Source organism: Pseudomonas caricapapayae, from assembly GCF_001400735.1.
In the GTDB taxonomy this organism is placed as follows: domain Bacteria; phylum Pseudomonadota; class Gammaproteobacteria; order Pseudomonadales; family Pseudomonadaceae; genus Aquipseudomonas; species Aquipseudomonas caricapapayae.
The window spans coordinates 17,918-44,444 of record NZ_LJPW01000039.1; the positions used below are offsets into that span (position 1 = coordinate 17,918).

At 58.6% G+C, this 26,527-nt stretch carries 27 protein-coding genes, 1 tRNA gene and 1 pseudogene; 11 read left to right on the forward strand and 18 right to left on the reverse strand.

Annotated elements, in window-relative coordinates; all coding sequences use genetic code 11:
- Positions 1-62: 62 nt before the first annotated feature.
- The 12 genes and pseudogenes from ALO80_RS05075 to ALO80_RS05135 all read right to left on the reverse strand — a co-directional run bounded on the left by ALO80_RS05075 (position 63) and on the right by ALO80_RS05135 (position 9,725).
- Complete coding sequence (locus ALO80_RS05075; protein WP_055008177.1) at positions 63-353, reverse strand: hypothetical protein; 291 nt, start codon at positions 351-353, stop codon at positions 63-65.
- Positions 353-1,654: an AAA family ATPase gene (locus ALO80_RS05080; RefSeq protein WP_083493151.1), complete on the reverse strand. Its 1,302-nt coding sequence runs from the start codon at positions 1,652-1,654 to the stop codon at positions 353-355. Before ALO80_RS05080 ends, ALO80_RS05075 begins: the two co-directional genes overlap by 1 nt.
- On the reverse strand, positions 1,651-2,058 hold the full coding sequence (locus ALO80_RS05085; RefSeq protein WP_055008178.1) for a virulence-associated protein E: 408 nt from the start codon (positions 2,056-2,058) through the stop codon (positions 1,651-1,653). The genes ALO80_RS05080 and ALO80_RS05085 overlap by 4 nt, the downstream gene beginning before the upstream one ends.
- Positions 2,059-2,060: 2 nt before the next feature.
- The gene (locus ALO80_RS05090) at positions 2,061-2,777 is read right to left on the reverse strand and encodes a hypothetical protein (protein WP_055008179.1); all 717 of its coding nucleotides are present in this window, start codon (positions 2,775-2,777) and stop codon (positions 2,061-2,063) included.
- The gene (locus ALO80_RS05095; protein WP_055008180.1) at positions 2,774-3,412 is read right to left on the reverse strand and encodes a hypothetical protein; all 639 of its coding nucleotides are present in this window, start codon (positions 3,410-3,412) and stop codon (positions 2,774-2,776) included. Before ALO80_RS05095 ends, ALO80_RS05090 begins: the two co-directional genes overlap by 4 nt.
- Complete coding sequence (locus tag ALO80_RS05100) at positions 3,412-3,636, reverse strand: helix-turn-helix transcriptional regulator (protein ID WP_055008181.1); 225 nt, start codon at positions 3,634-3,636, stop codon at positions 3,412-3,414. The genes ALO80_RS05095 and ALO80_RS05100 overlap by 1 nt, the downstream gene beginning before the upstream one ends.
- A gap of 418 nt (positions 3,637-4,054) precedes the next feature.
- Positions 4,055-4,507, reverse strand: a complete 453-nt coding sequence (locus ALO80_RS05110; RefSeq protein WP_055008183.1) for a hypothetical protein — start codon at positions 4,505-4,507, stop codon at positions 4,055-4,057.
- Positions 4,507-5,716 (reverse strand): annotated as a pseudogene (locus ALO80_RS05115) (tyrosine-type recombinase/integrase). Before ALO80_RS05115 ends, ALO80_RS05110 begins: the two are co-directional and overlap by 1 nt.
- A 174-nt stretch (positions 5,717-5,890) precedes the next feature.
- Positions 5,891-5,966, reverse strand: a tRNA-Phe gene (locus ALO80_RS05120).
- 101 nt (positions 5,967-6,067) lie between these two features.
- Positions 6,068-6,340, reverse strand: a complete 273-nt coding sequence (locus ALO80_RS05125) for an oxidative damage protection protein (RefSeq protein ID WP_002555777.1) — start codon at positions 6,338-6,340, stop codon at positions 6,068-6,070.
- A complete protein-coding gene (gene mutY / locus ALO80_RS05130; RefSeq protein WP_054988648.1) occupies positions 6,337-7,404 on the reverse strand; it encodes an A/G-specific adenine glycosylase in 1,068 nt (355 codons plus the stop codon). The genes ALO80_RS05125 and mutY overlap by 4 nt, the downstream gene beginning before the upstream one ends.
- Positions 7,405-7,499: 95 nt before the next feature.
- A complete protein-coding gene (locus ALO80_RS05135; protein ID WP_055008184.1) occupies positions 7,500-9,725 on the reverse strand; it encodes an AsmA family protein in 2,226 nt (741 codons plus the stop codon).
- A 498-nt stretch (positions 9,726-10,223) separates the two neighbouring features.
- Here ALO80_RS05135 and ALO80_RS05140 point away from each other — a divergent pair, with 498 nt between their 5' ends.
- The 8 genes from ALO80_RS05140 (at position 10,224) to ALO80_RS05175 (ending at position 17,514) form a co-directional block, all read left to right on the forward strand.
- A complete protein-coding gene (locus ALO80_RS05140) occupies positions 10,224-11,885 on the forward strand; it encodes an OFA family MFS transporter (RefSeq protein WP_055006262.1) in 1,662 nt (553 codons plus the stop codon).
- Positions 11,886-12,147: 262 nt separating this feature from the next.
- A complete protein-coding gene (locus ALO80_RS05145; RefSeq protein WP_054988645.1) occupies positions 12,148-13,347 on the forward strand; it encodes an amino acid aminotransferase in 1,200 nt (399 codons plus the stop codon).
- A gap of 92 nt (positions 13,348-13,439) precedes the next feature.
- Entirely contained in the window at positions 13,440-14,033 is a 594-nt protein-coding gene (gene hisB, locus ALO80_RS05150; RefSeq protein ID WP_002551454.1) for an imidazoleglycerol-phosphate dehydratase HisB, read from the forward strand.
- A complete protein-coding gene (hisH, locus tag ALO80_RS05155) occupies positions 14,033-14,671 on the forward strand; it encodes an imidazole glycerol phosphate synthase subunit HisH (RefSeq protein ID WP_054988644.1) in 639 nt (212 codons plus the stop codon). Before hisB ends, hisH begins: the two co-directional genes overlap by 1 nt.
- 4 nt (positions 14,672-14,675) lie before the next feature.
- The gene (locus tag ALO80_RS05160; RefSeq protein ID WP_055006264.1) at positions 14,676-14,936 is read left to right on the forward strand and encodes a DUF2164 domain-containing protein; all 261 of its coding nucleotides are present in this window, start codon (positions 14,676-14,678) and stop codon (positions 14,934-14,936) included.
- 108 nt (positions 14,937-15,044) lie between these two features.
- Entirely contained in the window at positions 15,045-15,782 is a 738-nt protein-coding gene (gene hisA, locus ALO80_RS05165) for a 1-(5-phosphoribosyl)-5-[(5-phosphoribosylamino)methylideneamino]imidazole-4-carboxamide isomerase (protein ID WP_054988642.1), read from the forward strand.
- A 19-nt stretch (positions 15,783-15,801) separates the two neighbouring features.
- Positions 15,802-16,572 carry an imidazole glycerol phosphate synthase subunit HisF gene (hisF, locus tag ALO80_RS05170; RefSeq protein WP_055006271.1) on the forward strand — a complete coding sequence of 257 codons (771 nt, stop codon included), beginning with the start codon at positions 15,802-15,804 and terminating at the stop codon, positions 16,570-16,572.
- Between the two features lie 186 nt (positions 16,573-16,758).
- A complete protein-coding gene (locus tag ALO80_RS05175; RefSeq protein ID WP_055008185.1) occupies positions 16,759-17,514 on the forward strand; it encodes a substrate-binding periplasmic protein in 756 nt (251 codons plus the stop codon).
- A gap of 229 nt (positions 17,515-17,743) precedes the next feature.
- On the opposite strand, the gene ALO80_RS05180 is transcribed toward ALO80_RS05175, so the two are convergent.
- From ALO80_RS05180 to gpmI, 5 genes are all read right to left on the reverse strand, one after another.
- Complete coding sequence (locus ALO80_RS05180; protein WP_055008186.1) at positions 17,744-19,570, reverse strand: M60 family metallopeptidase; 1,827 nt, start codon at positions 19,568-19,570, stop codon at positions 17,744-17,746.
- A 251-nt stretch (positions 19,571-19,821) separates the two neighbouring features.
- Positions 19,822-20,604, reverse strand: coding sequence for a divergent polysaccharide deacetylase family protein (locus ALO80_RS05185; protein ID WP_055008187.1), 783 nt, complete (start codon positions 20,602-20,604; stop codon positions 19,822-19,824).
- A gap of 3 nt (positions 20,605-20,607) precedes the next feature.
- The gene (locus ALO80_RS05190; RefSeq protein ID WP_054988638.1) at positions 20,608-21,945 is read right to left on the reverse strand and encodes a S41 family peptidase; all 1,338 of its coding nucleotides are present in this window, start codon (positions 21,943-21,945) and stop codon (positions 20,608-20,610) included.
- Positions 21,946-21,978: 33 nt separating this feature from the next.
- On the reverse strand, positions 21,979-23,301 hold the full coding sequence (locus ALO80_RS05195; protein WP_055008188.1) for a murein hydrolase activator EnvC family protein: 1,323 nt from the start codon (positions 23,299-23,301) through the stop codon (positions 21,979-21,981).
- Between the two features lie 153 nt (positions 23,302-23,454).
- Entirely contained in the window at positions 23,455-24,987 is a 1,533-nt protein-coding gene (gene gpmI, locus ALO80_RS05200; protein ID WP_055008189.1) for a 2,3-bisphosphoglycerate-independent phosphoglycerate mutase, read from the reverse strand.
- Positions 24,988-25,143: 156 nt separating this feature from the next.
- Here gpmI and ALO80_RS05205 point away from each other — a divergent pair, with 156 nt between their 5' ends.
- Genes ALO80_RS05205 through secB form a run of 3 tightly spaced genes read left to right on the forward strand, consistent with a single transcriptional unit; the run spans position 25,144 to position 26,340 of the window.
- Positions 25,144-25,557, forward strand: coding sequence for a rhodanese-like domain-containing protein (locus ALO80_RS05205; protein WP_054988635.1), 414 nt, complete (start codon positions 25,144-25,146; stop codon positions 25,555-25,557).
- Between the two features lie 2 nt (positions 25,558-25,559).
- Positions 25,560-25,811, forward strand: a complete 252-nt coding sequence (gene grxC / locus ALO80_RS05210; protein ID WP_054988634.1) for a glutaredoxin 3 — start codon at positions 25,560-25,562, stop codon at positions 25,809-25,811.
- Between the two features lie 40 nt (positions 25,812-25,851).
- Positions 25,852-26,340, forward strand: coding sequence for a protein-export chaperone SecB (secB, locus tag ALO80_RS05215; RefSeq protein ID WP_002551468.1), 489 nt, complete (start codon positions 25,852-25,854; stop codon positions 26,338-26,340).
- A 3-nt stretch (positions 26,341-26,343) separates the two neighbouring features.
- Here secB and ALO80_RS31735 read toward each other — a convergent pair.
- Positions 26,344-26,527 (reverse strand): hypothetical protein (locus ALO80_RS31735; protein WP_217997878.1); only part of this gene is annotated, 184 nt, incomplete at its 5' end.

Below are 26,527 nucleotides of genomic sequence, written 5' to 3' on the forward strand. Positions count from 1 at the left end.
GAGCGTTAGTGGCGGCTGCCCCCAGTTATGGGGGGAGTAGGTGCGCGCAGTTTTGCTCACATCTATCCAAGGCCAGCGTCAGGCCATCGCCAGCGAACAATTTCCAGCGCTTCGGCCCTGGTCATCGGTTCACCGATCATCGTGCAGAGCCTTTTCCCGTCTCTCGTAACCTGCCAGTGGCAGCGGCGCTCAACGCCGTCGTCTGAAGCCAGCTCTGCAATCAGCTCCAAACGATGGTTTTTGATGTAGGAGCGGATAGGGTCGGTAAGTCTGCTGGCGGGTGAAACCCGAACGCGTCTGCCGCTCAACTTTGCCGCGAAACCGAGATTCAGCAGGTAGGCGAGAGCGGCCATCAGACTTCCTCCGCGTCATCGTCCAGGAAGGGAAGAGATGTGCCGTCAGGCAGTGGGCCTTTGAGGTACTGGTTCCATTCGTGCCCTTTTTCCTCGCAGTCGTGCCCTTTTTGTGCAGTCGTGCCCATGTCCAAGGGTGGGCACGACTGAGGGCACGACTGGGAATCGGCCTGAAACATGGCGTATTCGCCATCGGGCTGAGGGAGCGACCAGGTGACGACAGTGTCGCCGCCGAACCCACTGCGAGCCGTAGTGATCGACAGTTGCTCACGCGCTCGGCGGATCTGTTTTTGCGTGTAGCCGTTGCTGGCCATGAAGCCTTTGGCTTCTTTGCCGGGCAGTGGTCCCTTTGCCAGAATCCGCCGGAGCGCCTCAGTCGGGTCATCCGAATCATCAAGGCGCGCCTCATCGTCTTGGCCTTCCACATCGCCCAGAATCTCGCGGGCCGAGCCTTGAATCAGCTCACCCCACTCAACCCGAGTGGCTTCTATGCCGTCATCAAGTGTGCAAGGCTCGATGGTGTAGGAAACGCCGCCATCGTCTGTGCCGATGTTGGATTTGGCCCGCGCCAGCACCCGGGCGTCAGAGTCGTGCTGTTTGGCCGCCACAAGTACCGTGCGGGCAAGCGCCGAAAACGCCTGTGAGCCAATGACCCGATCCGCAGGCGATGTGCCTGCGCCACCCTTGGCGAAGTGGGAAATCCCCACCACGGCGCACAGGTTCTGTTCGGCAAAGTCGACAACTCCCTGCAGGCCGCGACGCACGTCATTGGCCTTGTGCATATCGCCCTTCACTGCGCTCACCACAGGATCAATCATGAGCAGCGATATCCCGCCCATTTCTTCGGCTGTCATGTGCAGCAGGCCGATATCGTTCGAAGGATCGAACGGCTCAACGTCGCCACGGGAGTTAACGCGGCCCTGGAGGATCGCCACCCGGCTCAGGTCTGCGCCTGCGGCTATCAGCCTAGGCACCAACGTGTCAGCAGGATCGTCCTCGGCCGACCAGATCACGGCATTACCCGGCTCTCGGCAGATTTCACCATCTGGCCACCGCCCAGCAGTGGTAATGGTTGCAATTAGGCCAATCAGCAACGTGGTTTTACCGGTGCCGCCGGCACCCGCCAGAATGTGCAGTTTTCCGCGCGCCAGCCAGCCAGGCCACAACCAGCGGATCGCTACCGGCTTGATGTTGTTGGCGCGCACTGCGTTCGCCCGCCATACGGCCGGCAGATCAGCGCGCGTGATGGCGCTTTTTGGCTCTGCCCATTGGGAGCCGAACGGATCTTTTTTAATGGTCATGCGACCCCCAGACGTTGCTTGGCGATGTTGAACCGCTCCAGGTCATCCCCGGAAAGCGTGCCGTTTTGTTGAAGTGCCGCGCCGATCAGGTAAATCGCGCGCTCGTGATTGATCGCAGCTTTGCTGGGGCCGGTTCGCTCGCGCACGCTGTTTGGGAACAGATGCCGAAGCTCCAAACCGATGGCCTCAACAATCGCTTTAGCTGAACAACCTGCCCAGCAGCGCAACAGAACGGTGCCATCTGAAGTGTCCGAAATTGCCAAACTTGGAGAGCGGTCATCATGCGCTGGGCAACACGCTTTCCACTTGTGCGCGCCTGCCGGTTTAACTTTTTCGAGCCTCGAAAGTACGTTCTCAAGGCAAGCCGATCCCGTCGGCGCAAGTGCGCCGTTTTGAATTTTCATAGTTAGCCCCTTACGCGAGTATCGCGGCGATAAATGCGGCGACGATCACGAACTCGGTCCACCAGTTCTGGAGATACTTTCGTTCCCACATAAGCGACCTTAGAGTCGGTCATTAACATCGCCTGCGGGACATATGCATATTGGCCGCGTGGCAGAGTGCGCGGAGCCCGACGGATACGAGGTATGCACTTATCCAGCAGCGCCATTGACTCAGCCATTGAGTCTTGCAGTCGTTTGCCGGTTTCACACAAAGGAACAGGCTCACCAGGTCGAATAGCGTTCCATGCGTAGCGGTCAGCTAATATTTCGTTTACAGCACCAATAACTCTCTGGCAATCGGCGCGAAGTTCTGGGTCGGTAATTCCGAAAGTGTCAAAGCCGCTGAAGTTATCGCGATAGTGTCCGATCTCATGCATGACAACGAACGTGTGGATTTCGTCGTCCTCAAGTTGGGACCAATCTATCTCTGGGCGCTGGACGCTCCGCAGGGTAGCTGCGTCTATTTTTTCGGCAACCAGAATTACAACTCGTTCCTGCAGCGACACTTCGTTGACTGACGCGTCAGCGTAAACAGCCTGTGCAAAAGGGTTGAACATACCCCAGTTGCCCCCCAGCTCTTCGTCAGTGCCAATCGCGAGGCAGCAACCCGCTTCTTTGGATATTTCCGCAAGATTGCGGTACTGGATGCGGCCAAGCGTGAGAGTCGTATTGGTCTTCACAGCGCACCGCCTTGAGCTTCCAGTACACGGACCTGACTCATGTGATGGTTGTAGCGTTTCAAGCGAACGGATAGGGACGAGTTTGCGCGGAGGGCGGCCAGGGCCATGCGGCGATGGGCTATTGCGCGGATTTTGGACGGAGTGAGGGCATACATAGGTGAAGCTCCCGAATCATTGGAGCCACCGCGTCCTGCCGCCAAGCAGGTAAGGGTGGCGAGTTGCACAGGATTGGCGGACCGGAGATTCAGGAACCCGGCGCACCCGAAGGTGCTCCTGCGCAACCCGCCATAACACAGGATTGCGGGCACAAAAAAAGCGCCTGCAATCGTAATGGGGGCGCTGTTGCGCCTGAAATCATTCGACCCGCCAAGGTCGGTCGCTGAATTGGCAACGACGGGCGAACAATAACCGCGAGAACGATTGCGTGCAACCAACGATATCGACCGTTCGTCGGTGCTCTTGAGGATGCTTTTCTCAGTGGTGCCCTCAGTGGTGCCCAGCCTAGGGTATGGGCACGACTGCACAAAAAGGGCACGACTGATAAGAAAAAGGGCACGAATGGAGTGCTGGTCGCCAAGATGCTCATGAAGGTGCTCATTCTTTTTCGTGAGCGCCTTGAGCGCCTTCGTGGACATTACGCCACCTCGCTACGGCATTCGGCGATGCGGGCTTCACACCAGGCCAGCACCTCAGCCTCGATCCAGACGACACACTTCGGGCCGAGGGTGATTTGCTTGGGGAAGTTTTCAGCAGCGACACGGCGGTAAATCTCAGTGCAGGAAAGGCCGGTGATCGACTCTACTTCCTGGCGTTTGATAAACCGGCGAGCTGGAGAGGTGGTGTTGGTAGCGTTTGCCATCGTCTGCGCCTCCTTGGGCGGTATTGGTAATCGACGATGGCAATGCTGGCGGGTAAGCGGCGGTGCTGATAGTCCGGTGTGCTGCGCAAACCGTACAGTTTGCCTAGCATAATGTCCGGTTTGCGGTGCAGACCGTAGTCAGCTCACGAGCGATCTCTTTCGTGAATTTGAATCCACTCTTGTAGCGTGCGCTCCTTAATCCCGTCTCGGCGGGCTACTATGCGGCAGAAGTCGGCGCGGCTCTTGTACTCGGCAGACGTTTTGTCCCATTCAGCTAACAGTTGGGTCTTTACCCTGTTCGTGGAGGCGTGACGTTTCTGCGCTCGCTCACGGGCGATATTCGAAACGATCTCACTTTGCTGCTGGAAAGAACGGCTTAGCGCATAACTTGCCGCCAATTCGCCATACGTTTTCAAAATCAGTTATATACCTCGAACGCTTCTTTAATTTTATCCTTACTATAAAGCCAGCATAGTAGATCGTATTGATATACGAGTAAGCTTGTTTTTTGCCAGTAGTCAAACTCGCCAAACGATGCGTGAATAGATAGTGTGGTCAGCTTCTCAATAGCGGTAGTTGCAGATGCTCGACGACTTGGTAGCGTTATTTTCGAAGCTATTGCGATAAGCTCTAAATCCGCCTCTATGATATCGCCTACGTCTGCGCCAACCTGAATTGGCGGTAAACTTTTCCAGGCGTCCTCATCGTCTTGGCCTAGTGCAACGTATGCCAGTTCCTCAAAGCAAAATGATAGGGTGTCTGTGAATTGTTCTTGGATATTCGAGAGCTTAGAGCTTTCAAATGAATTGTACGAGTGTAGTTGCTCATACAGTTTTTCAAGGTCGATGTATCGGAAGTATTCGCAAAGCATTAGCACGCCCTCATTAACTGTACATTTGAGTTCGCGCCAGCACATAGCGCGTCGATTGAGTCAGCCCAGGCCTGCATCATTCCCCGGCGCTGCTCCAGGTAGTTGGCGTGGTTGTAAGTGTCGCGGATGCCATCAGAATCGCCGTGGGCCAGTTGCCGCTCGATCCAGTCCTTGTTGTACCCGCGTCCGTTCAGCTCGGTGGACAGCAGATGACGGAATCCGTGGCCGGTCTGGCGGTTCTCGTAACCCATGAGGCGCAATGCCTTGTTGATCGTGTTCTCGCTCATAGGGCGTTCGGTGTTTTGCTGTCCGGCAAAAACCAGCGAGTACTCGCCGGTAATCGGTTGAAGCTGGCGCAGGATCTCCACGGCCTGACTCGGCAGTGGTACAGCGTGTGGGCGGCGGGCCTTCATCCGCTCCTTGGGGATTGTCCAGGTGGCGGCGTCCAGATCGAACTCGGCCCACGGTGCGGCTCGCAATTCACCAGGTCGCACGGCGGTCAGTACCAGCAGGCGAATGGCGTAGCGGGTCAGCTTGTTGATGTTGGCGCTATCGCACTTCCCCAGTAGCTCGGGCAACTCGGACAAAGCGACGTGTGGGTGGTGGCGGGGCGCTTTTGCGGGAGCGGCTACCACGTCCAGATCGGTAGCGGGGTTGCTATCGACTACACCCTTCGCCAACCCGTAGCGGAATATCTGGTGCAGCCATTGGCGGATCTTCCCCCCTGGCCTCAACCTTGCGCACCAGCTCCACCAGATCGGGCCGGCTGATGCTTTTCAGTGGGCGAGCACCGATACCTGGGATCAGATCGTTCTCCAGGTAAAGCTTGGCCTTGTAGGCCGTGCTCTTTGCCCAGCGTGGCGCGTTGTAGGCAAACCACTCCCGCGCCAGCGTCTCAAATGTCAGCCCCTCGACCTTCTGCGCTTTCCTCGCCGCTTGTCGGGCCGCGCTTGGGTCTTTGCCGTCTGCCATTAGCTGCCGGGCCTCTGATCGCTTCTTGCGTGCCTGCATCAACGTCACTTCGGGATACGATCCAAGCGCCAGCCGGTTTTCTTTGCCGAGGTGACGATACTTGAGCCGCCATAGCTTGGAGCCGATGGGCATGATTTCCAAGTACAGACCTTCGCCATCGGAGAGCTTGTAGGACTTCTCCTGGGGCTTTGCGGCCTTGATCGCGGAGTCGGTCAGGGGCGTGACTTTGCGGGGCATAGGGCACCATTGTAGGGGCAAGCAAGATGACCGAACCGGTCTTGCCCCTAACTCTGCCCCCAAAACTCTGGGCTGGCAAGGTTGGTTTGGGAAACCATAGACAACAAAAAGCCCGCACTAGGCGGGCTTCTTGTGGGCTTTCGGGTGGTTTTGGCACCACCTGAAATCAATTAGTGGTGCCCAGAGACGGAATCGAACCGCCGACACGGGGATTTTCAATCCCCTGCTCTACCGACTGAGCTATCTGGGCAACGGGGCGCATTAGACGTGTTTTTCAGGAGGTCGTCAAGCGTGTTTTTTAAAAAATTCGAATTATTACCGACGCTTACGACCTCCACTGCGTGAAACGCTTTATTTTTCGGGGGGTACGTAGCCTTCGGCCTGGGCGTATTCTTCGCCCGAGAGAAATTTGTCCATCTCGGTCTGAAGGAATTTGCGGTCTTCTGCGTTCATCATGTTCAGGCGGCGCTCGTTGATCAGCAGGGTCTGGTGTTTCTGCCAGTCGGCCCAGGCTTTTTGCGAGACGTGGTTGAAGATGTCTTCGCCCTTGGCGCCAGGGTAGGGCGCGCGTTCCAGGCCAGGCAGTTCTTCTTTGTATTTGCGGCACATTACGGTGCGGGTCATGACGACTCTCCTGCGTTCAATACGTCGGCTGCGCGTTTGAGCAGCTTTTTCACCGGGGCAGCAAGGCCCAGGCGTGGCGGGGTGGCGAGGTTATACCAGAGCCAGTCGGCCTCGGCCACGTGATCGGCGGACTCGCGAACCTTGACCAGCCAGGGTTCGATGCTCAACTGGAAGTGGCTGAAGGTGTGGATAAGCCCCGGCAGTTCATGGTGCTCGCCCAGTTGCAGCGCATGTTGTGTGGCCAGGTGCTGCAGATCATCGAAGTCATCCAGTTCCGGAAGGCTCCACAGGCCGCCCCACAGACCGCTGGACGGGCGACGATAAAGCAGGATCGCGCCGTCGTCGTTGGCGAGCATGGGCATGAGCGTGCGTTTCTGTGGAACAGTCTTGCGTGGTTTGGGGATCGGGTAGCGTGTTTCCAGGCCCAGCATGTGCGCCTCGCAACTGCGTTCCAGCGGGCAGAGCAGGCAGCTGGGCTTGCTGCGGGTGCAGAGTGTGGCACCCAGGTCCATCATCGCCTGGGTGTAGTTGTTGACTCTGCTGTGCGGTGTGAAGCGTTCGGCAGTGGCCCACAGCTGTTTGGCCACCTTGGGTTCGCCGGGATAGCCTTCTTGCGCCGTAAAGCGCGCCAGCACACGCTTCACGTTGCCGTCGAGGATCGGCGCGCGGATGCCCATGCTCAGGCTGGCAATGGCACCTGCGGTGGACAGGCCGATGCCGGGCAGCAGGATGAGTTTTTCGACGTCGCGGGGAAATTCGCCGTCGTGATCGGCCACGACGATTCTGGCGGTCTTCTGCAAGTTGCGGGCGCGGGTGTAGTAACCCAGACCTGTCCACAGGTGCAGCACTTCGTCCTCCGGGGCCTCAGCCAGCGCCTGCACGGTCGGCAGGGCTTCCATGAACCGGTCGAAGTAATTCAGCACGGTGCTGACTTGCGTCTGCTGCAGCATGATTTCCGATACCCAGACCCGATACGGCGTGATGCCTTGTTGCCAGGGCAGGTCATGTCGGCCATGACGGTCGTACCAGTCCAGCACGGCGCTGGAGAATTGTTCAGGTTGCATGGCCTGGTGGGCTCTCGTTGTCGGGTATGAGTAGGTAGATGAAACGTTGCGCTAGTGGAGCGCCGCCGGGGCGCTCCTGAGCAGTCCACGTTGCTTTAGCGTTTGAACAGTCCCTTGAGGGCGTCCTTTAGCTCTGGGCTGACCTTGTCACCGAGTTTTTCATTCAGCTTGTCCTCAAGCTTCTCGCTGATTCGGTCGCCCGCCAGTTTTGCCGCGATCTGGCCGACGCCTTCCTTGTCGAGACGGCAGGCCTTGGCACCCAGCTCCAGCGGGCCGCGGCACTGCACGGGCCATTCGATGCCGACGAAGCGCGGATTGACCTCGCAGGCCGGGTCCGGCATGTCGCTCTTGTCGCCTTCGATGATAATGCCGACGCGGTAGTTCATGCCCAGGACGCGCAGGTCGATGTCGCCGTTACCGTTGACGGTCAGGCCCGGAATACGAACCTTGAGGTCCGGGTTGCTGGCCACGCCGTTGCGCACTGTCAGGTTGCCGTTGAGTTGCTGGAACGGCGTGTCCTTGGCGCGTGGTTCGCCGGTCAGCGGTTTGCGGTTCAGGGTCGAAATCCCCTTGCACAACTGCTGCTCCAGGTTGGCGTTGACCAGCACGCCGTTATTGAGCGCGAAGCTGGCGGTGCCATTGAGGCTGTCGATCAGGGCTTTTTCGCTGTTGCCGGTGCCGCTCAGGTGGCTGTCGAGGGTCAACAGGCCGCGTACCGGCGGTGTCTGACCCTGGCTTTCCAGAATGCGCTCGACTGGCACTTTGACAATGCGCGTCTGCACATTTGCCACAGGGGTGTCCGGACGCGCGTCCAGGTTGCCCTTGACCTCGAAGTTGCCGTTGTAGAGATCGCCACTCAATGTATCGACCTTGATGACGCCAGCGTTTGCCTGGGTTTTGAACGCTGCATTGTCGATAGGCAGTTTGTTCAGGGTCAGCTTGCCGAAGCTCAGGTCGGCCTCGACATCCAGCGTGCGCAAGCGCTCCAGTGGCAGCAGTTTTGTAGTGCTCCAGGCCGCCTTGGTGGGTTGTTCGGGCAACGGTGAGTCGCCTGCAACCGCGGCGGCTTCACCCGACTGCACTTCTGATTTGCGTGCGGCCTTGGCACCTTTGCTTTCTTCGCTCTCAGCCGGGCGGTAGCGGTCGGCGTCGAAGGTGTCGCCCTTGAGCTGGACGCGCAATGCCTGCCTGGCGAAATCGTCCACCGCGATGCGGCCAGTGAACGTGCTTTCGTCGACTTTCAGGTTGAGGTTTTCAAGCGCAAGGCTGGTGGGCGTGCCGGCGAGGCGCGTGACCATTTCAACCTTGCTCAGCGCGCCCTCGGACATGGCTGGCAACGGCTGGCCGATGTTTTCGAAGAACGTGCGCAGATCAAGCTGGGCAATGGACAGGCCGCCGCTGATCTGTGGGGTTTTATCCAGATCGCGGGCACGCAGCTCGCCCAGTGCCCGCAGCTGGTTGGCCGACACTTTGAGGCTGTTCCATTCGGCGATATTGGCAGCAAGGTCAACCAGCAGCTGGCCTTGCGCCGAGAAGGTCACGGTCTTGCCCTGCAAAGGCTCGCCGGCGACTTCGCCGGACAGGCGCATGTCTTCGAATTGATAGCGTTTGAGCACGCGGTCCATGCGCAATTCGCCGACCAGCTCGGTCTTGGCGCGCACGACTGGCTGGTTGGTGCTCAGGAACGCCGTCAGCTTGATCGGGATGTCGGATGCTTCACGAATCGGCCCGGTACTCAGTTGAATGCTCTCGGCGGTGAAGGTCCGACCCTTTCGGGCATCGCTGTAATCCACGCGGGCGTTGTTGACCGTCAGGCTGTCGATATCCAGCCGGATTGGCTGAGAAGGGCGCTCCGCTTTGGGCGCGTCCGGTGCCGGCGCGGGTGCGGGCTCGCCAGGCGTTCCGGCACTTGCCGCAGCAGGTTTGCCGATGTCTTCCCAGTTGCCGTGACCGTTTTCATCACGGTGCAGGGTCAGGTTCAGGCCTTCGACACGAATATCGCTCATCTGCACCTGACGACGAAGCAGTGGCAGCACACGAACGGACAGGCCCAGCATCTGCACATCGGCAAACGGCTGATCGGGGGCGGTCAGGGTGGCTACATGGGTGTCGTGCAACTCCAGGCCGAGCCAGGGGAACAGGCTCCAGCCGATATCGCCATTGAGCGTCAGCTCGACGTTGGCCTTGTCGCGTGCCAGCTGGCGAATCTCGTCTTTATAGTCGTTGGGATCAAACAGGTGGGTCAGGGCAAAGCCGAGAGCCACGATGATCAGCAACAACCCGAGAATAAACAGCCCCAGGATTTTGCCGAACGCTTTCATGGGCGAGTCCTTGTGTCGATGTTCAAAAATAGCCCACGAGTATACCGCTCTGACGAGCGTACCGGGCTGCGGATGCCGTTATTGCAGTCTGCTGCCCTGTAGGACGGCGCAGCACTCGTCCAGCGTCAGCCACAGAGCCGAGGGAAAATCATGGGCCGCTTCTTCGCGATAGACCTTTCTGGTGTTTCCAGGCGAGTCGAACACTCACACAGTCACGGCGCAACTAAAGCGCGGACAGAGTTTTGCTTATCGCGTAATTGATTGCATCTATGGCGTCATAGAGCGCGCGGATTAACCTATGAAAATAGATAATAAAAAGCATGTAACGAGATGCTTATTTGCCATCAGAGAGTGATAGTCTCCGTTTTTGCTGGCTCAGGTGCGTCTTTTTGTCACGTATCTGAACAACCTGCCGATAAAACAGACATGGCCGCTCGGCATGGAGTCTGTGGCGGACCAGCGGACCATCTGCGAGCTTCACACATTGGGGTAATTATAATGAGCACAAGCACAGCCTTGGGCGGCGCTGCCGTTCAGCCTGCGTTCTTGTCCAAAGAGCGCATTATCGCCAAGCCCGGTTTCAACCGTTGGCTTGTTCCACCTGCCGCACTGGCAATCCATCTTTGTATCGGTATGGCTTACGGCTTCTCGGTGTTCTGGTTGCCGTTGTCGAAAGCCGTGGGTGTTACCGCCCCCGTCGCCTGTACTCCGGACATGGGTTTCCTCGCGCAAATGTTTGCGTCGACCTGCGACTGGCAGATTTCCATGCTGGGCTGGATCTACACCCTGTTCTTCATCTTCCTGGGTTGCTCGGCAGCCATTTGGGGTGGCTGGCTGGAACACGCAGGTCCGCGCAAGGCCGGTGTTGTTTCTGCCGTGTGCTGGTGTGGCGGTCTGCTGATTTCAGCATTGGGTATCTATACCCACCAGATCTGGCTCATGTGGTTGGGCTCGGGCGTGATCGGCGGTATCGGGCTGGGGTTGGGCTATATCTCCCCGGTATCGACCCTGATCAAGTGGTTCCCGGACAAGCGCGGCATGGCGACCGGCATGGCAATCATGGGCTTTGGTGGCGGCGCAATGGTGGGTGCACCGCTGGCCACTGCGCTGATGGGGCATTTCGCTTCGGCTGAAAGCGTTGGCGTCTGGCAGAGCTTCGTGGTGATGGCGGTAATCTACTTCATCTTCATGATCGGCGGCGCGCTGGGCTACCGCGTTCCACCAACCGGCTGGAAACCTGAAGGCTGGACCGCTCCGGCTGCCAAGGCCAAGAACGCGATGATCACCAACCGCCACGTGCATGTCAGCGTGGCCTGGAAGACACCGCAGTTCCGTCTGGTCTGGCTGGTGCTGTGCCTTAACGTTTCGGCGGGTATCGGTATCCTGGGCATGGCTTCGCCACTCCTGCAGGAAGTGTTCGCCGGCAAACTGCTGGGCAACGATCTGACCTTCAGTCAGCTCAATGCCGACCAACTGAAAGCCATTGCTGCGATTGCAGCCGGTTTCACCGGTCTGCTGAGCCTGTTCAACATCGGCGGCCGTTTTTTCTGGGCTTCGTGCTCGGACTACATCGGGCGCAAGGCAACTTACTTCGTGTTCTTCGCGCTGGGTTTCCTGCTCTATGCATCGGTGCCGACACTGGGTCACATGGGCAGCATCGCGCTGTTCGTAGCGGCGTTCTGTGTCGTGCTGTCGATGTACGGTGGCGGCTTTGCAACGGTTCCGGCTTATCTGGCTGACCTGTTCGGTACGCAGATGGTCGGTGCGATTCATGGTCGTCTGCTGACGGCATGGGCTGCGGCCGGTGTGCTGGGTCCGGTACTGGTCAACTACCTGCGTGAGTATCAGCTCAGCCACGGTGTTGCACGTGCCGATGCCTACGACATCACCCTGTACATCCTCTCGGGTCTGCTGGTGCTGGGCTTTATCTGCAACCTGCTGATTCGTCCGGTTGCCGACAAGTACTTCATGACCGACGCCGAACTGGCTGCTGAACAAGCCATCGGTCACGACAAGGGTGCCAACGCCACGACTTCGCTGGAGTGGAAGGCATCTGCAGGCAGCAAGCCGGTGGTCATCGCCGCCTGGCTGGCGGTCGGCATTCCGTTGGCGTGGGGCGTCTGGATCACCCTGCAAAAAACCGCAGTGCTGTTCCACTAAGGCCTGCCGTTGATAGAAAAGCGCTTGCACCTCGGTGCAGGCGCTTTTTTTTGCCTGTTTTTTGTGCGCTGCGCCCACGAAAATTGATTGCGATCTGACTCGTGTTCATGCGGAGCACGGGAACGATGATCATCGCGTCCGGATGGTGTTCGCCGCGATAGCCATATTCAGTTGACCCTATGTACTCGAGGCACTGCCCGTTCCGGTGCATACGCTGCTACATTAGTCAGCTCTGATTTTATTGCCTGAAGGAGTTGTTTGCATGCTAGCCCACGTGGAGTCATACGCCGGTGATCCGATCCTTTCGCTGATGGAGACCTTTGGCAAGGACTCACGGGCGGACAAGGTCAATCTGAGCATCGGTTTGTATTACGACGCACAGGGCCGTATCCCTCAGCTGGCATGCGTAGCAACGGCGCAACAGCAACTGGCCGAAGGCGAACAGGCGGCGTCTGTGTACCTGCCGATGGAAGGCCTGGCGGCTTACCGGCAGGCGGTGCAGACTCTCTTGTTCGGGGCGGATCACCCGCTGGTGCGGGCCGGGCGCGTGGCCACCATCCAGACCGTGGGCGGCTCCGGCGCACTCAAGGTCGGTGCCGATTTCCTCAAGTATGCCTTCCCGGACTCACAGGTATGGGTCAGCGATCCGACCTGGGAAAACCATAACGCACTGTTCGGCGGTGCCGGCTTCAAGGTCAACAGCTACCCGTATTTCGATGCACAGACCGGCGGCGTCAGGTTCGAGGCCATGCTCGATACGGTGCAGGGCCTGCCTGCGCAGAGCATTCTTTTGTTGCATCCGTGCTGCCATAACCCGACCGGCAGCGATTTGTCGGTCGAACAATGGGACCGGTTGATCGAGGTGATCAAGGACCGTCAGCTCATCGCCTTTCTGGATATCGCCTATCAGGGCTTTGGCAAAGGCATCGATGAAGACGCCTACGCGATCCGTGCAATGGCCGACGCAGGGATCACAACCCTGGTCAGCAACTCGTTCTCGAAAATCTTCTCACTGTATGGTGAGCGAGTCGGCGGGCTCTCGGTTGTCTGCGAAGACGCGGCCTCTGCTGCCAATGTATTCGGCCAGCTCAAGGCGACTGTGCGACGCAACTATTCCAGCCCGCCTGCACACGGTGCCTTTCTGGTGTCAAAAGTGCTCAACACGCCGCACCTGCGCGACCAGTGGCTGAGTGAAGTCGAGGCTATGCGCCTGCGCATCATCGACATGCGCACTCGTCTGGTTGAAGTGCTGGCGCAGAAGGTTTCCGGGCATGATTTCAGCTTCATCCTCAGGCAGAGCGGCATGTTCAGCTACACCGGGCTGACACCGCAGCAGGTTGATGAACTGAAAGACGTTCACGGCATTTACATGCTGCGCAGTGGCCGTGTATGCATGGCGGGTCTGAATGAAGGGAATATCGACAAGGTATGTAACGCAATCGCGAGCCTCTTCGCTCACTAAATGCCCTGCTGGTCGTCTGTTTGCTTCATGGCGGGCGCATCTGGGCCTATAATGCTCGCCTTTTTTCGCCCAATGATTTTGCGGAGCTGGTGATGGCCGAACGTAAGGCGTACGTCGAGCGCAATACTCTGGAAACCCAGATCAAAGCCTCGATCAACCTGGATGGCACCGGAAAGGCCCGATTCGATATCGGTGTGCCTTTCCTTGAGCACATGCTCGACCAGATCGCCCGGCACGGGCTGATCGACCTGGACATCGAATGCAAGGGTGACCTGGCTATCGACGACCACCATACGGTAGAAGACGTCGGGATCACCGTGGGTCAGGCGTTCAGCCAGGCCATCGGCGACAAGAAGGGCATTCGTCGTTACGGCCACGCCTACGTGCCGCTCGACGAAGCGCTGTCGCGCGTGGTCATCGATTTCTCCGGGCGTCCCGGCCTGCAGATGCATGTACCGTATACCCGCGCCACTGTGGGCGGCTTCGATGTTGACCTGTTTCAGGAGTTCTTTCAGGGCTTCGTCAACCACGCCAACGTGACGCTGCACATCGACAACCTGCGTGGCACCAACACTCACCACCAGATCGAGACCGTGTTCAAGGCCTTCGGTCGTGCCCTGCGCATGGCGGTCGAGCTGGACGAGCGCATGGCCGGTCAAATGCCATCCACCAAGGGTGTGCTCTGATGCAGACGGTTGCGGTCATCGATTACGGCATGGGCAACCTGCACTCTGTCGCCAAGGCGCTGGAGCACGTAGGCGCGGGCCGTGTGCTGATTACCAGTGACGCCAAGGTGATTCGCGAAGCCGACCGTGTGGTGTTTCCGGGGGTGGGCGCGATTCGCGACTGCATGGCCGAGATTCGCCGCCTGGGCTTTGATTCGCTGGTCAGGGAAGTCAGCCAGGACCGCCCGTTTCTCGGCATCTGCGTCGGCATGCAGGCGTTGCTCGACAGCAGTGAAGAAAATAGCGGTGTGGACTGCATCGGTATGTTTCCCGGTCAGGTAAAGTTTTTCGGCAAGGACCTGCATGAAGAAGGCGAGCACCTGAAAGTGCCGCACATGGGCTGGAATCAGGTCGCTCAGGCGGTGGATCACCCGCTGTGGCACGACATTCCGGACCTGGCGCGTTTCTACTTCGTGCACAGCTTCTATATCGATGCTGCCAATCAGCGTCAGGTGGTCGGGCGTGGTCACTATGGCCTCGATTTCGCCGCTGCGCTGGCCGACGGTTCACGTTTCGCCGTGCAGTTTCACCCGGAAAAAAGCCACACCCACGGCCTGCAGTTGCTGCAGAACTTCGCCGCCTGGGATGGTCGCTGGTAAGCGCATGAGCAAAGCCAAAGGCAAGCCACCGATCCTGACCCTTTCGCCCGAGCATGAGCAGCAGGCGATCGACAAGCTCAAGCGTCTGTTCGCAGACCGCTTCGAGCTTGACCTGGGCACATTCGAAGTGGCTGAGGTGCTTGAGCTGTTCACCCGCGAGATTGCCCCGCATTACTACAATCGCGCCATTTTCGATGTTCAGCAGCACCTCAAGGAGCGGTTCGAGAGCATCGAAAGCGACCTTTGGGCGCTCGAAAAGAATTGAAATACAAGCAGCTTTTAGCGTCGCGCTTCAAGCCGCAAGAATCAGTGAGTACGCATACTTGCAGCCAATCGCTTGCAGCTTGCCGCTCTTTTTGACCAAGGAAACAGCATGCTGATTATCCCCGCTATCGATCTCAAGGACGGCGCTTGCGTGCGTCTGCGTCAGGGCCGGATGGAAGACTCCACGGTGTTCTCCGATGACCCGGTGGCAATGGCCGCCAAATGGGTCGACGGTGGTTGCCGCCGTCTGCACCTCGTCGATCTGAACGGTGCGTTCGAAGGCCAGCCAGTCAACGGTGATGTGGTCACGGCCATCGCCAGACGCTACCCGAACCTGCCGATCCAGATCGGCGGTGGCATCCGCTCGCTGGAAACCATCGAGCACTACGTAAAGGCGGGTGTGAGCTACGTCATCATCGGCACCAAGGCCGTCAAGGAGCCCGAGTTCGTGGCTGAGGCCTGCCGTGCGTTCCCCGGCAAGGTGATCGTCGGCCTGGACGCCAAGGATGGCTTCGTCGCCACCGACGGCTGGGCTGAAGTCAGCTCGGTGCAGGTCATCGATCTGGCCAGGCGCTTCGAGGCCGATGGCGTATCGGCCATCGTTTACACCGACATCGCCAAAGACGGCATGATGCAGGGCTGCAACATTCCGTTCACCGCCGCATTGGCGGCTGCCACGCGGATCCCGGTGATTGCTTCGGGTGGTATCCATAATCTGGGCGATATCAAGGCGCTGCTCGACGCCAGGGCTCCGGGCATCATCGGCGCAATCACCGGTCGTGCGATCTACGAGGGCACGCTGGATGTGGCCGAAGCTCAGGCCCTCTGCGACCGCGAACAACGCTGAACAGCTGGAGATTGAACCTGTGGCCCTAGCCAAACGCATCATCCCTTGCCTGGACGTCGACAACGGTCGAGTGGTCAAGGGCGTCAAGTTCGAGAACATCCGGGACGCAGGCGATCCGGTGGAAATCGCTCGTCGCTACGATGAGCAGGGTGCCGATGAAATCACCTTTCTCGACATCACTGCCAGCGTCGACGGCCGTGACACCACGCTGCATACCGTCGAGCGCATGGCCAGTCAGGTGTTCATTCCGCTGACCGTTGGCGGCGGCGTGCGTACTGTGCAGGACATCCGTAACCTGCTCAATGCGGGGGCGGACAAGGTCTCGATCAACACTGCTGCAGTGTTCAACCCCGAGTTTGTCGGTGAAGCCGCTGCCCGCTTCGGGTCGCAGTGCATCGTGGTCGCGATTGATGCCAAGAAGGTCTCAGGCCCGGGCGAAACCCCGCGCTGGGAAATCTTTACCCACGGCGGACGCAAGCCCACCGGGCTCGATGCAGTGTTGTGGGCAAAAAAGATGGAAGAGCTGGGGGCCGGCGAGATTCTGCTGACCAGCATGGACCAGGACGGCATGAAAAACGGCTTCGACCTGGGCGTCACACGCGCCATCAGCGATGCGCTGGGTATCCCGGTGATTGCTTCCGGCGGTGTCGGCAACCTTGAGCATCTGGCGGCCGGTGTCATAGAAGGCCACGCCAGTGCGGTGCTGGCGGCGAGTATTTTCCATTTTGGCGAATACACCGTCCCCGAGGCCAAGGCCTACATGGCCAGTCGCGGGATTGTAGTGCGCTGATTCGCTGCGCTTAAAAACGAGTGTCGCTCGTTTCGGACCGAGGGTCTGAAATGACCGGCGCTCGTTTTGTTTCAGGCCCTGCGTCTCTGCTTTATTGTCTGTAAGCGACATCGCAGAGTACCGGGCTAGACAGTGCATCGGGTTCACGGCACTCTGCATGCGTCGTTCACGATCGAGTGCCGGAACATGTTCAAACGTCTATTTCTTGCACTGATCGGGGCCGGAGTCTTGTTGAGTGAAGGTGCCCGAGCCGGCGACCCGGCGCCTTACTCTATGGTGTTGCTGACCGAAAACTTCCCGCCGTTCAACATGGCGGTCGATGGCAAGAATTTCGCGCAGGAAACCAACATCGACGGCATTGCTGCTGAAGTGGTGCGCGAGATGTTCAAGCGCGCGAATATCGGCTACAGCATGACCCTGCGCTTTCCGTGGGACCGCGTTTACAAACTCGCGCTGGAGAAACCTGGTTACGGCGTGTTTTCCACCACCCGCCTGCCTGAGCGCGAGAACCTGTTCAAGTGGGTCGGCCCGGTAGGATCCTACGACTGGATCATGCTGGCGCGCGGCGACAGTCCCATCACATTGACGTCACTGGAGCAGGCCAGGGATTACCGGATCGGTGCCTACAAAGGCGATGCCATTGGCGAACGCCTCAACGCCATGGGCCTGAACCCGATCCTGATGTTGCGTGACCGGGACAATGTGAAAAAGCTCGCTAACGGCCAGATCGACCTGTGGGCAGTGGGCGATCCCGTTGGCCGCTATCTGGCCAAACTGGAAGGCGTCACGGGGTTCAAGACGGCGCTGCGTTTCAACAGTGCCGAGTTGTACCTGGCCGTCAACAAAAGCACGCCAGACGAGGTTGTCACTCGCTTGCAGAAGGCACTCGACCAGATGCGCGCCGAAGGCTGGGTCGATGCCGTCAAGGCGCGCTATCAGTAATCGATTACCCTGCCGCGGGCAACGCGATGAGGTCTTCGCGCAACGCGGATGGCTGACCGTTGATGTCGTGGGCGTAGGTGCAGATCTTCTCATCATGATCTGTTTCATTATCAAGGCTGAAGCGGTGGTGGACATGTAAGGCAGGCTCGGCTTACCTCTGGTATTGAACATGCTGACGTCAGGCGGGCGTATTCATGTACCTGCTTCTGCTGAACCGAGCTGATTACAGTCAATCCTGATTCAAGTACGGCCTGATGGCAGACAGCCGTTGTGAGGGGTAAGGAAATCCGAGAGCGTTCACGGCACTCCACACGTCGGTATCTGTGAGCTTGAGTAAGCCCCAATCGGCAAAAAACTCCGTGAGGTTGCGTTTGGCGGCGATGGATGCGCTCAACACGAAATATTCAAGACCTCGGGTCTGGCCTGGATTTTCTCTGATGTAACGATGCCAGTTTGGCAGGAAGCCCTCGCCCAGCCCCTTGCGGAGTTGCTCAAACATTGCCATGGGGTCGGATTCAGGCGCCCCATAGGTTTTTACAGGGCGGGGCAGTGCCAGCCAATTCACGGTGTGAGCCCATCGGTCTGGAAGTAAATAGGTATATTCGTTGATGTAGTGTCGTCCTACAGCAAGGGCGTACAGATTAACGGAGACTTCGGTAAAGGGTCCGTAGGCGTTGTAAGAGGTTTGATAATGGTGTCCATACTCGTGCAGCGTGACCCATCGCTCAGCGGCTAGCCCCCCGAGTAGAGCCTCGTTGTACTCACCGATCGATTCTCTATGGGGCAGGGCGATGTAACCTGTGGTCGCATGGGGATTTGCACTGGCGGAGCCTTCCACCGCATAGAGCAAAAGAGCCGACCTTTTATGGATAGACGTGGAACCATCCTGCCCGCTGACCTCTGCTTCCAGGCGCATGACCTCCTCATGAGAATGCACTATGGCACTGGGGTCGACATGGGAAAACTTGAGCGTCGTGTGCCGTAATGCCGCAATCACCACGTGCGTCCCCACCAGCTCGACTTCAGGCGCATCGGTGCGAATGAGCATTTTAAGCCATTGGGGTTGAGTGGTAACCCTATTGACGTAGTAGGCCATCGGGATGACCTCATTCCCGAAGGTCACCCGCGCTGCGCCGGTCGTGGGGCCGGTCAGCTTACGGATGTGAATGGCACCGCCCAACGGGTCTCGAATAATGTTTATCCCTCGGGTCAGACGCGTTGCCCGCATGTTCTCGGACTGCACTGAAGGGTAGTTGCGGTTAGCCATGCCTTGTGTGCCGACCAGCAAGGTCAGGTTATCGACGTTGCCCCATGCCCATACCTGAATCTCTTGCCCTGCTGGCGCAAAGTAGCCGGTTGGCTGATAGTCGGCCTTGCGGAGCCACCAGGACATCTCGGCCTGCTCGGCAGCTGCGTCCTGCATGGGTCGAATAAGCACAGAGCGCGGGTGAGGGAATTCAAGCGTTGAATCCAGTGCGTAAGAGCAAATATTTTGAGAATGGCTGCATATTCGGATACGCAAGGTATCGGCGGTATACAGGTAGGCAGACGGTACGGACGGGTTGGAAAAGACTCCGCTGCTGACGATACCGACGCCTTTCCACTCTGAGTCGGAAAATGCTTCTACCCGTCCCGACTGCATAGTGGTTGAGCCACTGACTGACAGGCTGCCGTCGGGGTTCCTGAGTGATGACAGGCGCGTCAGTATCGGGCGGACATGAAACGTCGTATCAGTACCTGGAAAACCGGCCACACGCAGGCGGATACGTTCAGGGTCTACAAGATAACTTGCAGGCACATCCGGATTAAGTAGGCCCATGGAAACCGGGCCTATAGAGGCCCAGATGCCATCTGCCCTCAGTGCCTCTACCGTCGCGCCGTTTGCGCCGTAGATCGCGACAACGACCTCGACGCGATCATCTGAAACTGCCGCTATGTCGATTGCTACAATTGAAACTGCTTGCGTTGCCGGCGGTTCGGAGTCCGCTGTGGAGGTGCCGCAGATGAAGCCTTGTAACGCCCCCGCGCCAGTGATGGCTGAAGTGAAATCGCTCATCGAATGATACCTGTTGCTGCCCGGTCACTTCATGACCGAGAGAGAAATAGTGGGCAGATACGGGCCTGGACGTGATGGTCGCTATGCTCGTGCCTGTGATTTTCTCGTACAGCAGCGGGAGTGGTGGATATAGTCAGATGAGATCTGCTATCGGATGTCCATACTGCCCAAACCGAGTAAACACAGTGTGGGCCTGTCCTTGATCGAGGTGTACTGACAGAACTGACAGGGAGGTGTGGTTGCGTACTGCGTCAGCGATAAATCCCATTCTTGCCATGTGCCGCGCTCGCCTGATTACCGCGCTCGCTGATCATGCTGCGCAGGTCGATCCATTCGACGCCCTGGGCCTTGAGTTTGGGCAGCTCGCGCTCCAGCACGTCCAGCGTAACGGGATAGGGGTGACCGATAACCACTGCCGAACCGTGCTTGCGGGCGAGGTTGATAGCGGTCTGCAATTGTCGGCTGATGGCCTCTGCGGTGCGCTCGTCGTCCAGAAACACATCGCGCGAGACGCTGGCCAGACCGATACGCTGCGCCTCGGCTGCCGCCACGGTTTTCGCGCTGGTGCGGCTGTCCACGAAAAACAGATGACGCCGTTGTAGCTCGGCCATCAGCCAGGCCATGGCGACCGGTTCGGCAGTCATCCGGCTGCCCATGTGATTATTGATACCGGCTGCGTAAGGTACTTTCAGCAGGGCAGCGTTGAGACGGCTTTCCAGCTCAGGCAGTGGCAGTTCGGGATGCCAGGCGTATGGGCCTGTCGCGGGGTCCATCGGCATGTGCAGCATGACCGTCTTGCCTGCGCGATGAGCCTCGCGGGCAAACTCGGTGGCATGCGGGGTATCAGGCATGATCGCCAGCGTGACCGGGCCTGGAAGCGCCAGTGTACGGCTGTCGCGCGCCGGATTCTGACCCAGGTCGTCAATGATCAGGCTGAGATAGGCTTTCGAGGGTCTTTCAGCCTGATCGGCTGGCGCTGCGTGGGCAGCGCCAGTGATCGAGAAGGCCAGAAGTAACAGAGCGAGAACACGCATCCGTCAATTGCCGCGGGTGATACTCAGCCCCTTCAGCAGGCTGAGTGCCTGACTGAGCTGGAAGTCGTCATCCTGCGGACGCGCCTTGGCTGCTGCGCCGCCTTTGAGGGTCGGCTTGTCGGCACCGCCGTTGCCATTACCCAGGTGGCCCATCAGGTCGGCTTCCTTGTAGTTCTCGCCGTCGGCTTCGCTGGTGACCTTGGCCCGGCGTACCACGATGTCCGGGTTGATACCCTGAGCCTGGATCGAGCGGCCATTTGGCGTGTAATACAGTGCTGTGGTGATCTTCAGCGCGCGATCGTTGTTCAGCGGCAGGACGGTTTGTACCGAGCCTTTGCCGAAGGTGTCGGTGCCCATGAGAATCCCGCGTTTCTGATCTTGCAGGGCACCGGCAACAATTTCCGATGCCGAGGCACTGCCACCGTTGATCAGGACTACCAACGGCACGCCTTCGCTGGCATCTGCCGGATCGGCCGAGAAGCGCAACTCGGAGTTGGCGATGCGGCCTTTGGTGTAGACGATCAGGCCCTTGGTGAGGAAGTGATCCGCCACCTGCACAGCCGATTGCAGCACGCCTCCAGGGTTGTTGCGCAGGTCGAGGATCAGACCGCTCATCTTCTTGCCATTGTCCTTGCGGAATTTGGCCAGCGCCTTGCCGACTTCGTCACCAGTCTTGACCTGGAACTGGGTAATGCGGATATAGCCGTAGCCGTTTTCCAGCATCTGCGCCTTGACGCTCTTGACCTGGATGGTCGCACGCGCCAGCGTCACGTCAAACGGAGTACCACCGTCGCGCACCAGCGTCAGGGTGATCTTCTCGCCGATCTTGCCGCGCATCTTGTCGACCGCTTCCTGCATGTTCTGGCCCTGGGTCGGCGTGCCGTTGATCTTTACGATCAGGTCGCCTGCCTCAATGCCTGCCTTGGAAGCCGGTGTGTCGTCGATGGGCGAAACCACCTTGACGAAACCGTCTTCGACACCCACTTCGATGCCCAGACCACCGAACTCGCCGCTGGTGCTTTCCTGCAGCTCCTGAAAGTCTTCCGGGCCGAGGTAGGCCGAGTGAGGATCAAGGTTGCTGAGCATGCCCTTGATGGCGTTCTCAAGCAGGGTCTTGTCGTCCACCGGCTCGACGTAGGCTGCCTTGACCCGGTCCATGACCTCGGCAAAGGTACGCAGCTCGTCAAGCGGCAGCGGTGGCTTTGCACTGGCATTGGTCTTGGCGGGCGTGACTGCTGCAGGCGTGGCTGGCGCGGTCTTCTCGGCAGCTTGCGCCAGAGGCGCGCCGATAACGATGGCAATTGCCAGGGCCAGCGAGGTGAGGCGGGACAAATGCAGCATGTCTAACGAACTCCTACAGATATTGACGCCGACTTATCCTTGAGTGCGGCACCATTGGGCCGGATCGCTGGGGCGACCCTGCTGACGAATAGCAAAGTACAACGCTGCCGTGTCCTGACCGCCACTATTGCCGACCGTGGAAATCGCTTCACCGGCTTTTACAATGTCACCTGCCGACTTGAGCAGGCTCTGGTTATGCCCATAGAGGGTGAGATAACCGTTGCCATGGTCGAGAATGACCAGAAGCCCGGCACCACGCAACCAGTCGGCGAACACCACTCGTCCGCCATGCACGGCATGTACCTGGCTTCCGGCTGCGGCGCTTATCATGACGCCGTCCCACTTGGTCCGTTCGTCATCACCGCGGGCTTCACCGAAACGCGCAAGCAGTCGACCATCAACAGGCCATGGAAGTTTTCCTCTGGCCTCTGCAAAAGGTCCGCCGTAGGAAACTCCGGCACTGGAAACGACTGCGCCGGGGGCTTTGACCGGACGACGCGGTGCGGGTTCATCATCGCTTTTGCTGCTGCTATTGCTGTTGTTGCGTGCGACGGCTTCAGCTTCGCGCTGACGTTTCTCCTCCGCCTCACGTGCAGCAACCAGCGCTTTCTGGCGAGCCTCTTCGGCTTCACGTGCCTGCCGGGCCAGCGTTTCCTCGATGGTCTTGAGAACTTTGGCCAGATCGGCCTGATCCTGCTGACGGGCCTGCAGCTTCTGATCGCGGGCCTTGTAATCCTGGTTCAGCCTGGCCAGCGCCTGCTGGCGCTCCTGACGCACCTTGGCGAGCTCTTCGCTCTGACTCTCCAGGTTGCTCTTCTGCACCAGCAATTGTGCCTGTTGCAGGTCGATGTCTTTTTCGACATTGGCCAGTTGGCGCAGGGTTTCATTGAAGTTGCGCAACTGCTCCAGGCGCGCCTGGCTCAGGTAATCGTAATAGGTGAGGGTTCGGGCGAACTTCTCGGGATATTGCTGATTGAGCAACAGCTTGAGGTATTCCTGGCGGCCACTCTGGTAGGCGGCGCGGGCTTGGATAGCAATCAGGCGTTGCTGCTCTACACGAGCGCTGTTCAGTTTCTTTTTTTCACTGTCGAGCTTTTGCAGCTCGGTTTCCGTCTTTTTTAGTTCCTTTTGCAGGACCTCGACCTGCTTTTCCAACTTGCCCATTTCGGTTTCAGTGGTGCGCAGGTCCTTCTGGACGCCTGCACGTTCTTCCTGAAGCTTGCCCAGGACTTTTTGCAGCTCCGCCACATCCTGACGCGCAGCATCTATCTGTTTTTGGGTTTGCACGCGCTCGTCTTCGGCAAACGCCGGATTGAGCAGGCAGATCAGAGCAAGGGCAATCAAGGCGCGAAGCATGTGGGTGGGCGATACCGAGGAATTGTGAGAAAAAATGTCAGGCCTAGTATGCCCGCCATGCGCTGCAAAAAAAACGCCCCGCAGCCACTGCTTTAGGGCTTGAATCATAAAAAACCGGCCTTGCCTGATGGCTATAGGCCGGTTTTTAGCGGTTTACTCTGCCACGAGGATCGAGTGGCCGGTCATTTCCTGCGGTTTCTCCATGCCCAGCAGGTGCAGCATGGTCGGTGCGACGTCAGCCAGAACGCCACCTTCGCGGACTTTCAGCGGGCGTTTGCCAACGTATACGAAAGGGACCGGCTCCGATGTGTGCGCAGTATGCGCCTGCCCGGTGGAATCGTCGGTCATCTGCTCGACGTTACCGTGGTCGGCAGTGATCAAGGCTTCACCGCCGACTTTTTCCAGCGCCTGGGTAATACGGCCGACACACACATCCAGGCATTCCACCGCCTTGATCGCCGCTTCCATAATCCCGCTATGGCCGACCATGTCGCCGTTGGCGTAGTTGACGACAATCACGTCATAACGCTGATGCTCGATGGCATCGACAATTTTATCGGTCACTTCCGGCGCGCTCATTTCCGGCTGCAGGTCGTAGGTGGCGACTTTCGGCGATGGGATCAGAATGCGCTCTTCACCGGGAAACGGTTCTTCACGACCGCCGGAAAAGAAAAAGGTGACGTGGGCGTATTTTTCGGTTTCGGCGATGCGCAGTTGCGTCTTGCCGTTGTCTGCCAGGTATTCGCCCAGCACATTTTTCAGACTGCCCGCCGCGAAGGCCGAGGGTGCAGGGATGCTTGCAGCGTACTGGGTCAGCATCACGTAATTGACCTTGGGCTGGCGGGCGCGCTCGAAGTCCTTGAAGTCGTCTTCGACGAACACGCGGGTCAGTTCACGGGCGCGGTCAGCGCGGAAGTTCATGAACACCACGGCGTCGCCGTCTTCCACGCGGGCAGGTTCGCCGATGCGCGTGGCCTTGACGAACTCGTCGTTCTCATCACGTGCGTAAGCGGCTTCAAGCCCTGCGACACCGCTGTCTGCGTGGAATTCGGCGGTGCTGTCGACGATCAGATTGTAGGCAGTGGAGACGCGGTCCCAACGGTTGTCACGGTCCATCGCGAAGTAACGGCCAATGATCGTGGCGGTGCGGCCCTTGCCCAGACGCGCGAAGGTCTGATCCATCAGCTCAAGGGATTTTTTCGCGCTACGCGGCGGCGTGTCGCGACCGTCGAGAAACGCGTGCAGGTAGATCTTTTCCGCGCCACGTTTGACCGCCAGTTCGGCCATCGCCACCAGGTGATCCTGATGGCTGTGAACGCCGCCATCGGACAGCAGGCCCATGATGTGCACAGCCTTGCCGGCGCTGACAGCTTTATCCACAGCGGCGCAGATGGTCGGGTTTTCGAAGAATTCGCCGTCGCGGATCGCTTTGGTCACCCGAGTGAAGTCTTGATACACCACGCGGCCGGCACCCAGATTCATGTGCCCGACTTCGGAGTTGCCCATCTGACCGTCCGGCAGACCGACGTCCATGCCCGACCCGGAAATAAGGCCGTTGGGCATGGTCTGGTAGAGACGATCCATGACGGGCATCTTTGCCGCCAGAATGGCATTGCCTTCATGGCTTTCGCTGTGTCCGAAGCCATCCAGGATGATAAGAACCAGAGGTTTTGGCGTGGCAGTCATAGAACCCACTCGATGCTGATTGGATAAAGAGATAGACAAAGTACAAGGGAACGGCATTTTAAGGACAAGTTCAAACGGCGTCACTGCCGTACGGACTTTGGCCGACCTTGGCTGCTGTGTATACTGGCCGACATTTTAACGCCCTGGAACCTACTGATGGTTGCTCACCTGCTTGAATTCGCCACTAACCACTATTTGATCACCGGTGCCTTCGTCGTTCTGCTGGGACTGCTGATCGCGTACGAACTGAGCAAGGGCGGTGCCAGCCTGAGCACTCGCGAGCTGACCGCACTGGTCAACAGCGATCAGGGCGTGGTCATCGACGTGCGCTCGAAAAAGGATTTCACCGCAGGCCACATCGTGGGCTCCCTTAACTTTCCGCAGGACAAGGTACTGACCCGTACCGCCGAACTGCAGAAATACAAGGACAAGACGTTGATCATAGTCGACGCAATGGGGCAGCATGCTGGCACCACCGCCCGTGAGCTGCTCAAGTCCGGCTTCAAGGCGGCCAAGCTGTCCGGCGGCATTTCCAGCTGGCGCGGCGACAATCTCCCTTTGGTGAAGTGAACATGGCTCAAGTCATCGTCTATTCCAGCGACTACTGCCCGTATTGCATACGCGCCAAGCAACTGCTGCAGAGCAAGAGCGTGGCCTTCGATGAAATCCGCGTGGACGGCAAGCCGCAGCTGCGTGCAGAAATGACCAAGAAAGCCGGTCGCACTTCTGTGCCGCAGATCTGGATCGGCTCGACCCACGTGGGCGGCTGCGATGACCTGTTCGCTCTGGAGCGTGCCGGCAAGCTTGATGCGCTGCTGGCCTGATTCCCCTTAAACTTTCAGCCCTACCTGACAAGGATCCGAGATGACCGATCAACCGAACAACGGCGCTGTTGCCAACGAAGAAAACGGCCCGCAATTTTCCCTGCAGCGTATCTACGTTCGCGACCTGTCGTTCGAAGCGCCAAAAAGCCCGGCGATCTTCCGTCAGGAGTGGACGCCGACCGTCAGTCTGGACCTCAACACCCGTCAGAAGCAGCTGGAAGGCGATTTCTACGAAGTCGTGCTGACCCTGTCCGTAACTGTCAACAACGGCGACGAAGTGGCCTTCATCGTTGAAGTGCAACAGGCCGGTATCTTCCTGATCAAGGGCCTGGACGACGGCGCGATGAGCCATACCCTGGGTGCGTTCTGCCCGAACATTCTGTTCCCGTATGCACGTGAAGCGATCGACAATCTGGTCGTACGCGGCTCGTTCCCTGCGCTGATGCTGGCCCCGGTGAACTTCGATGCCCTTTACGCGCAAGAGCTGCAACGCATGCAGGAAGCCGGCGAAACGCCGACTGTTCAGTAAGCGTTACCGCTGCAAGCAAAAAGCGCCTTTCGGGGCGCTTTTTTGTGTCTGTTCAAATAGCGGCGATTGACCACGCGCATCCTCGTGCATGGGTTTTACTGCGCATACTGTTTGTATGCTTTTTATCGCGATGTTACTGACGACGCAGAGTGCGACGTCAGTGACAGGACGAAGTCGGGCCGGAAAC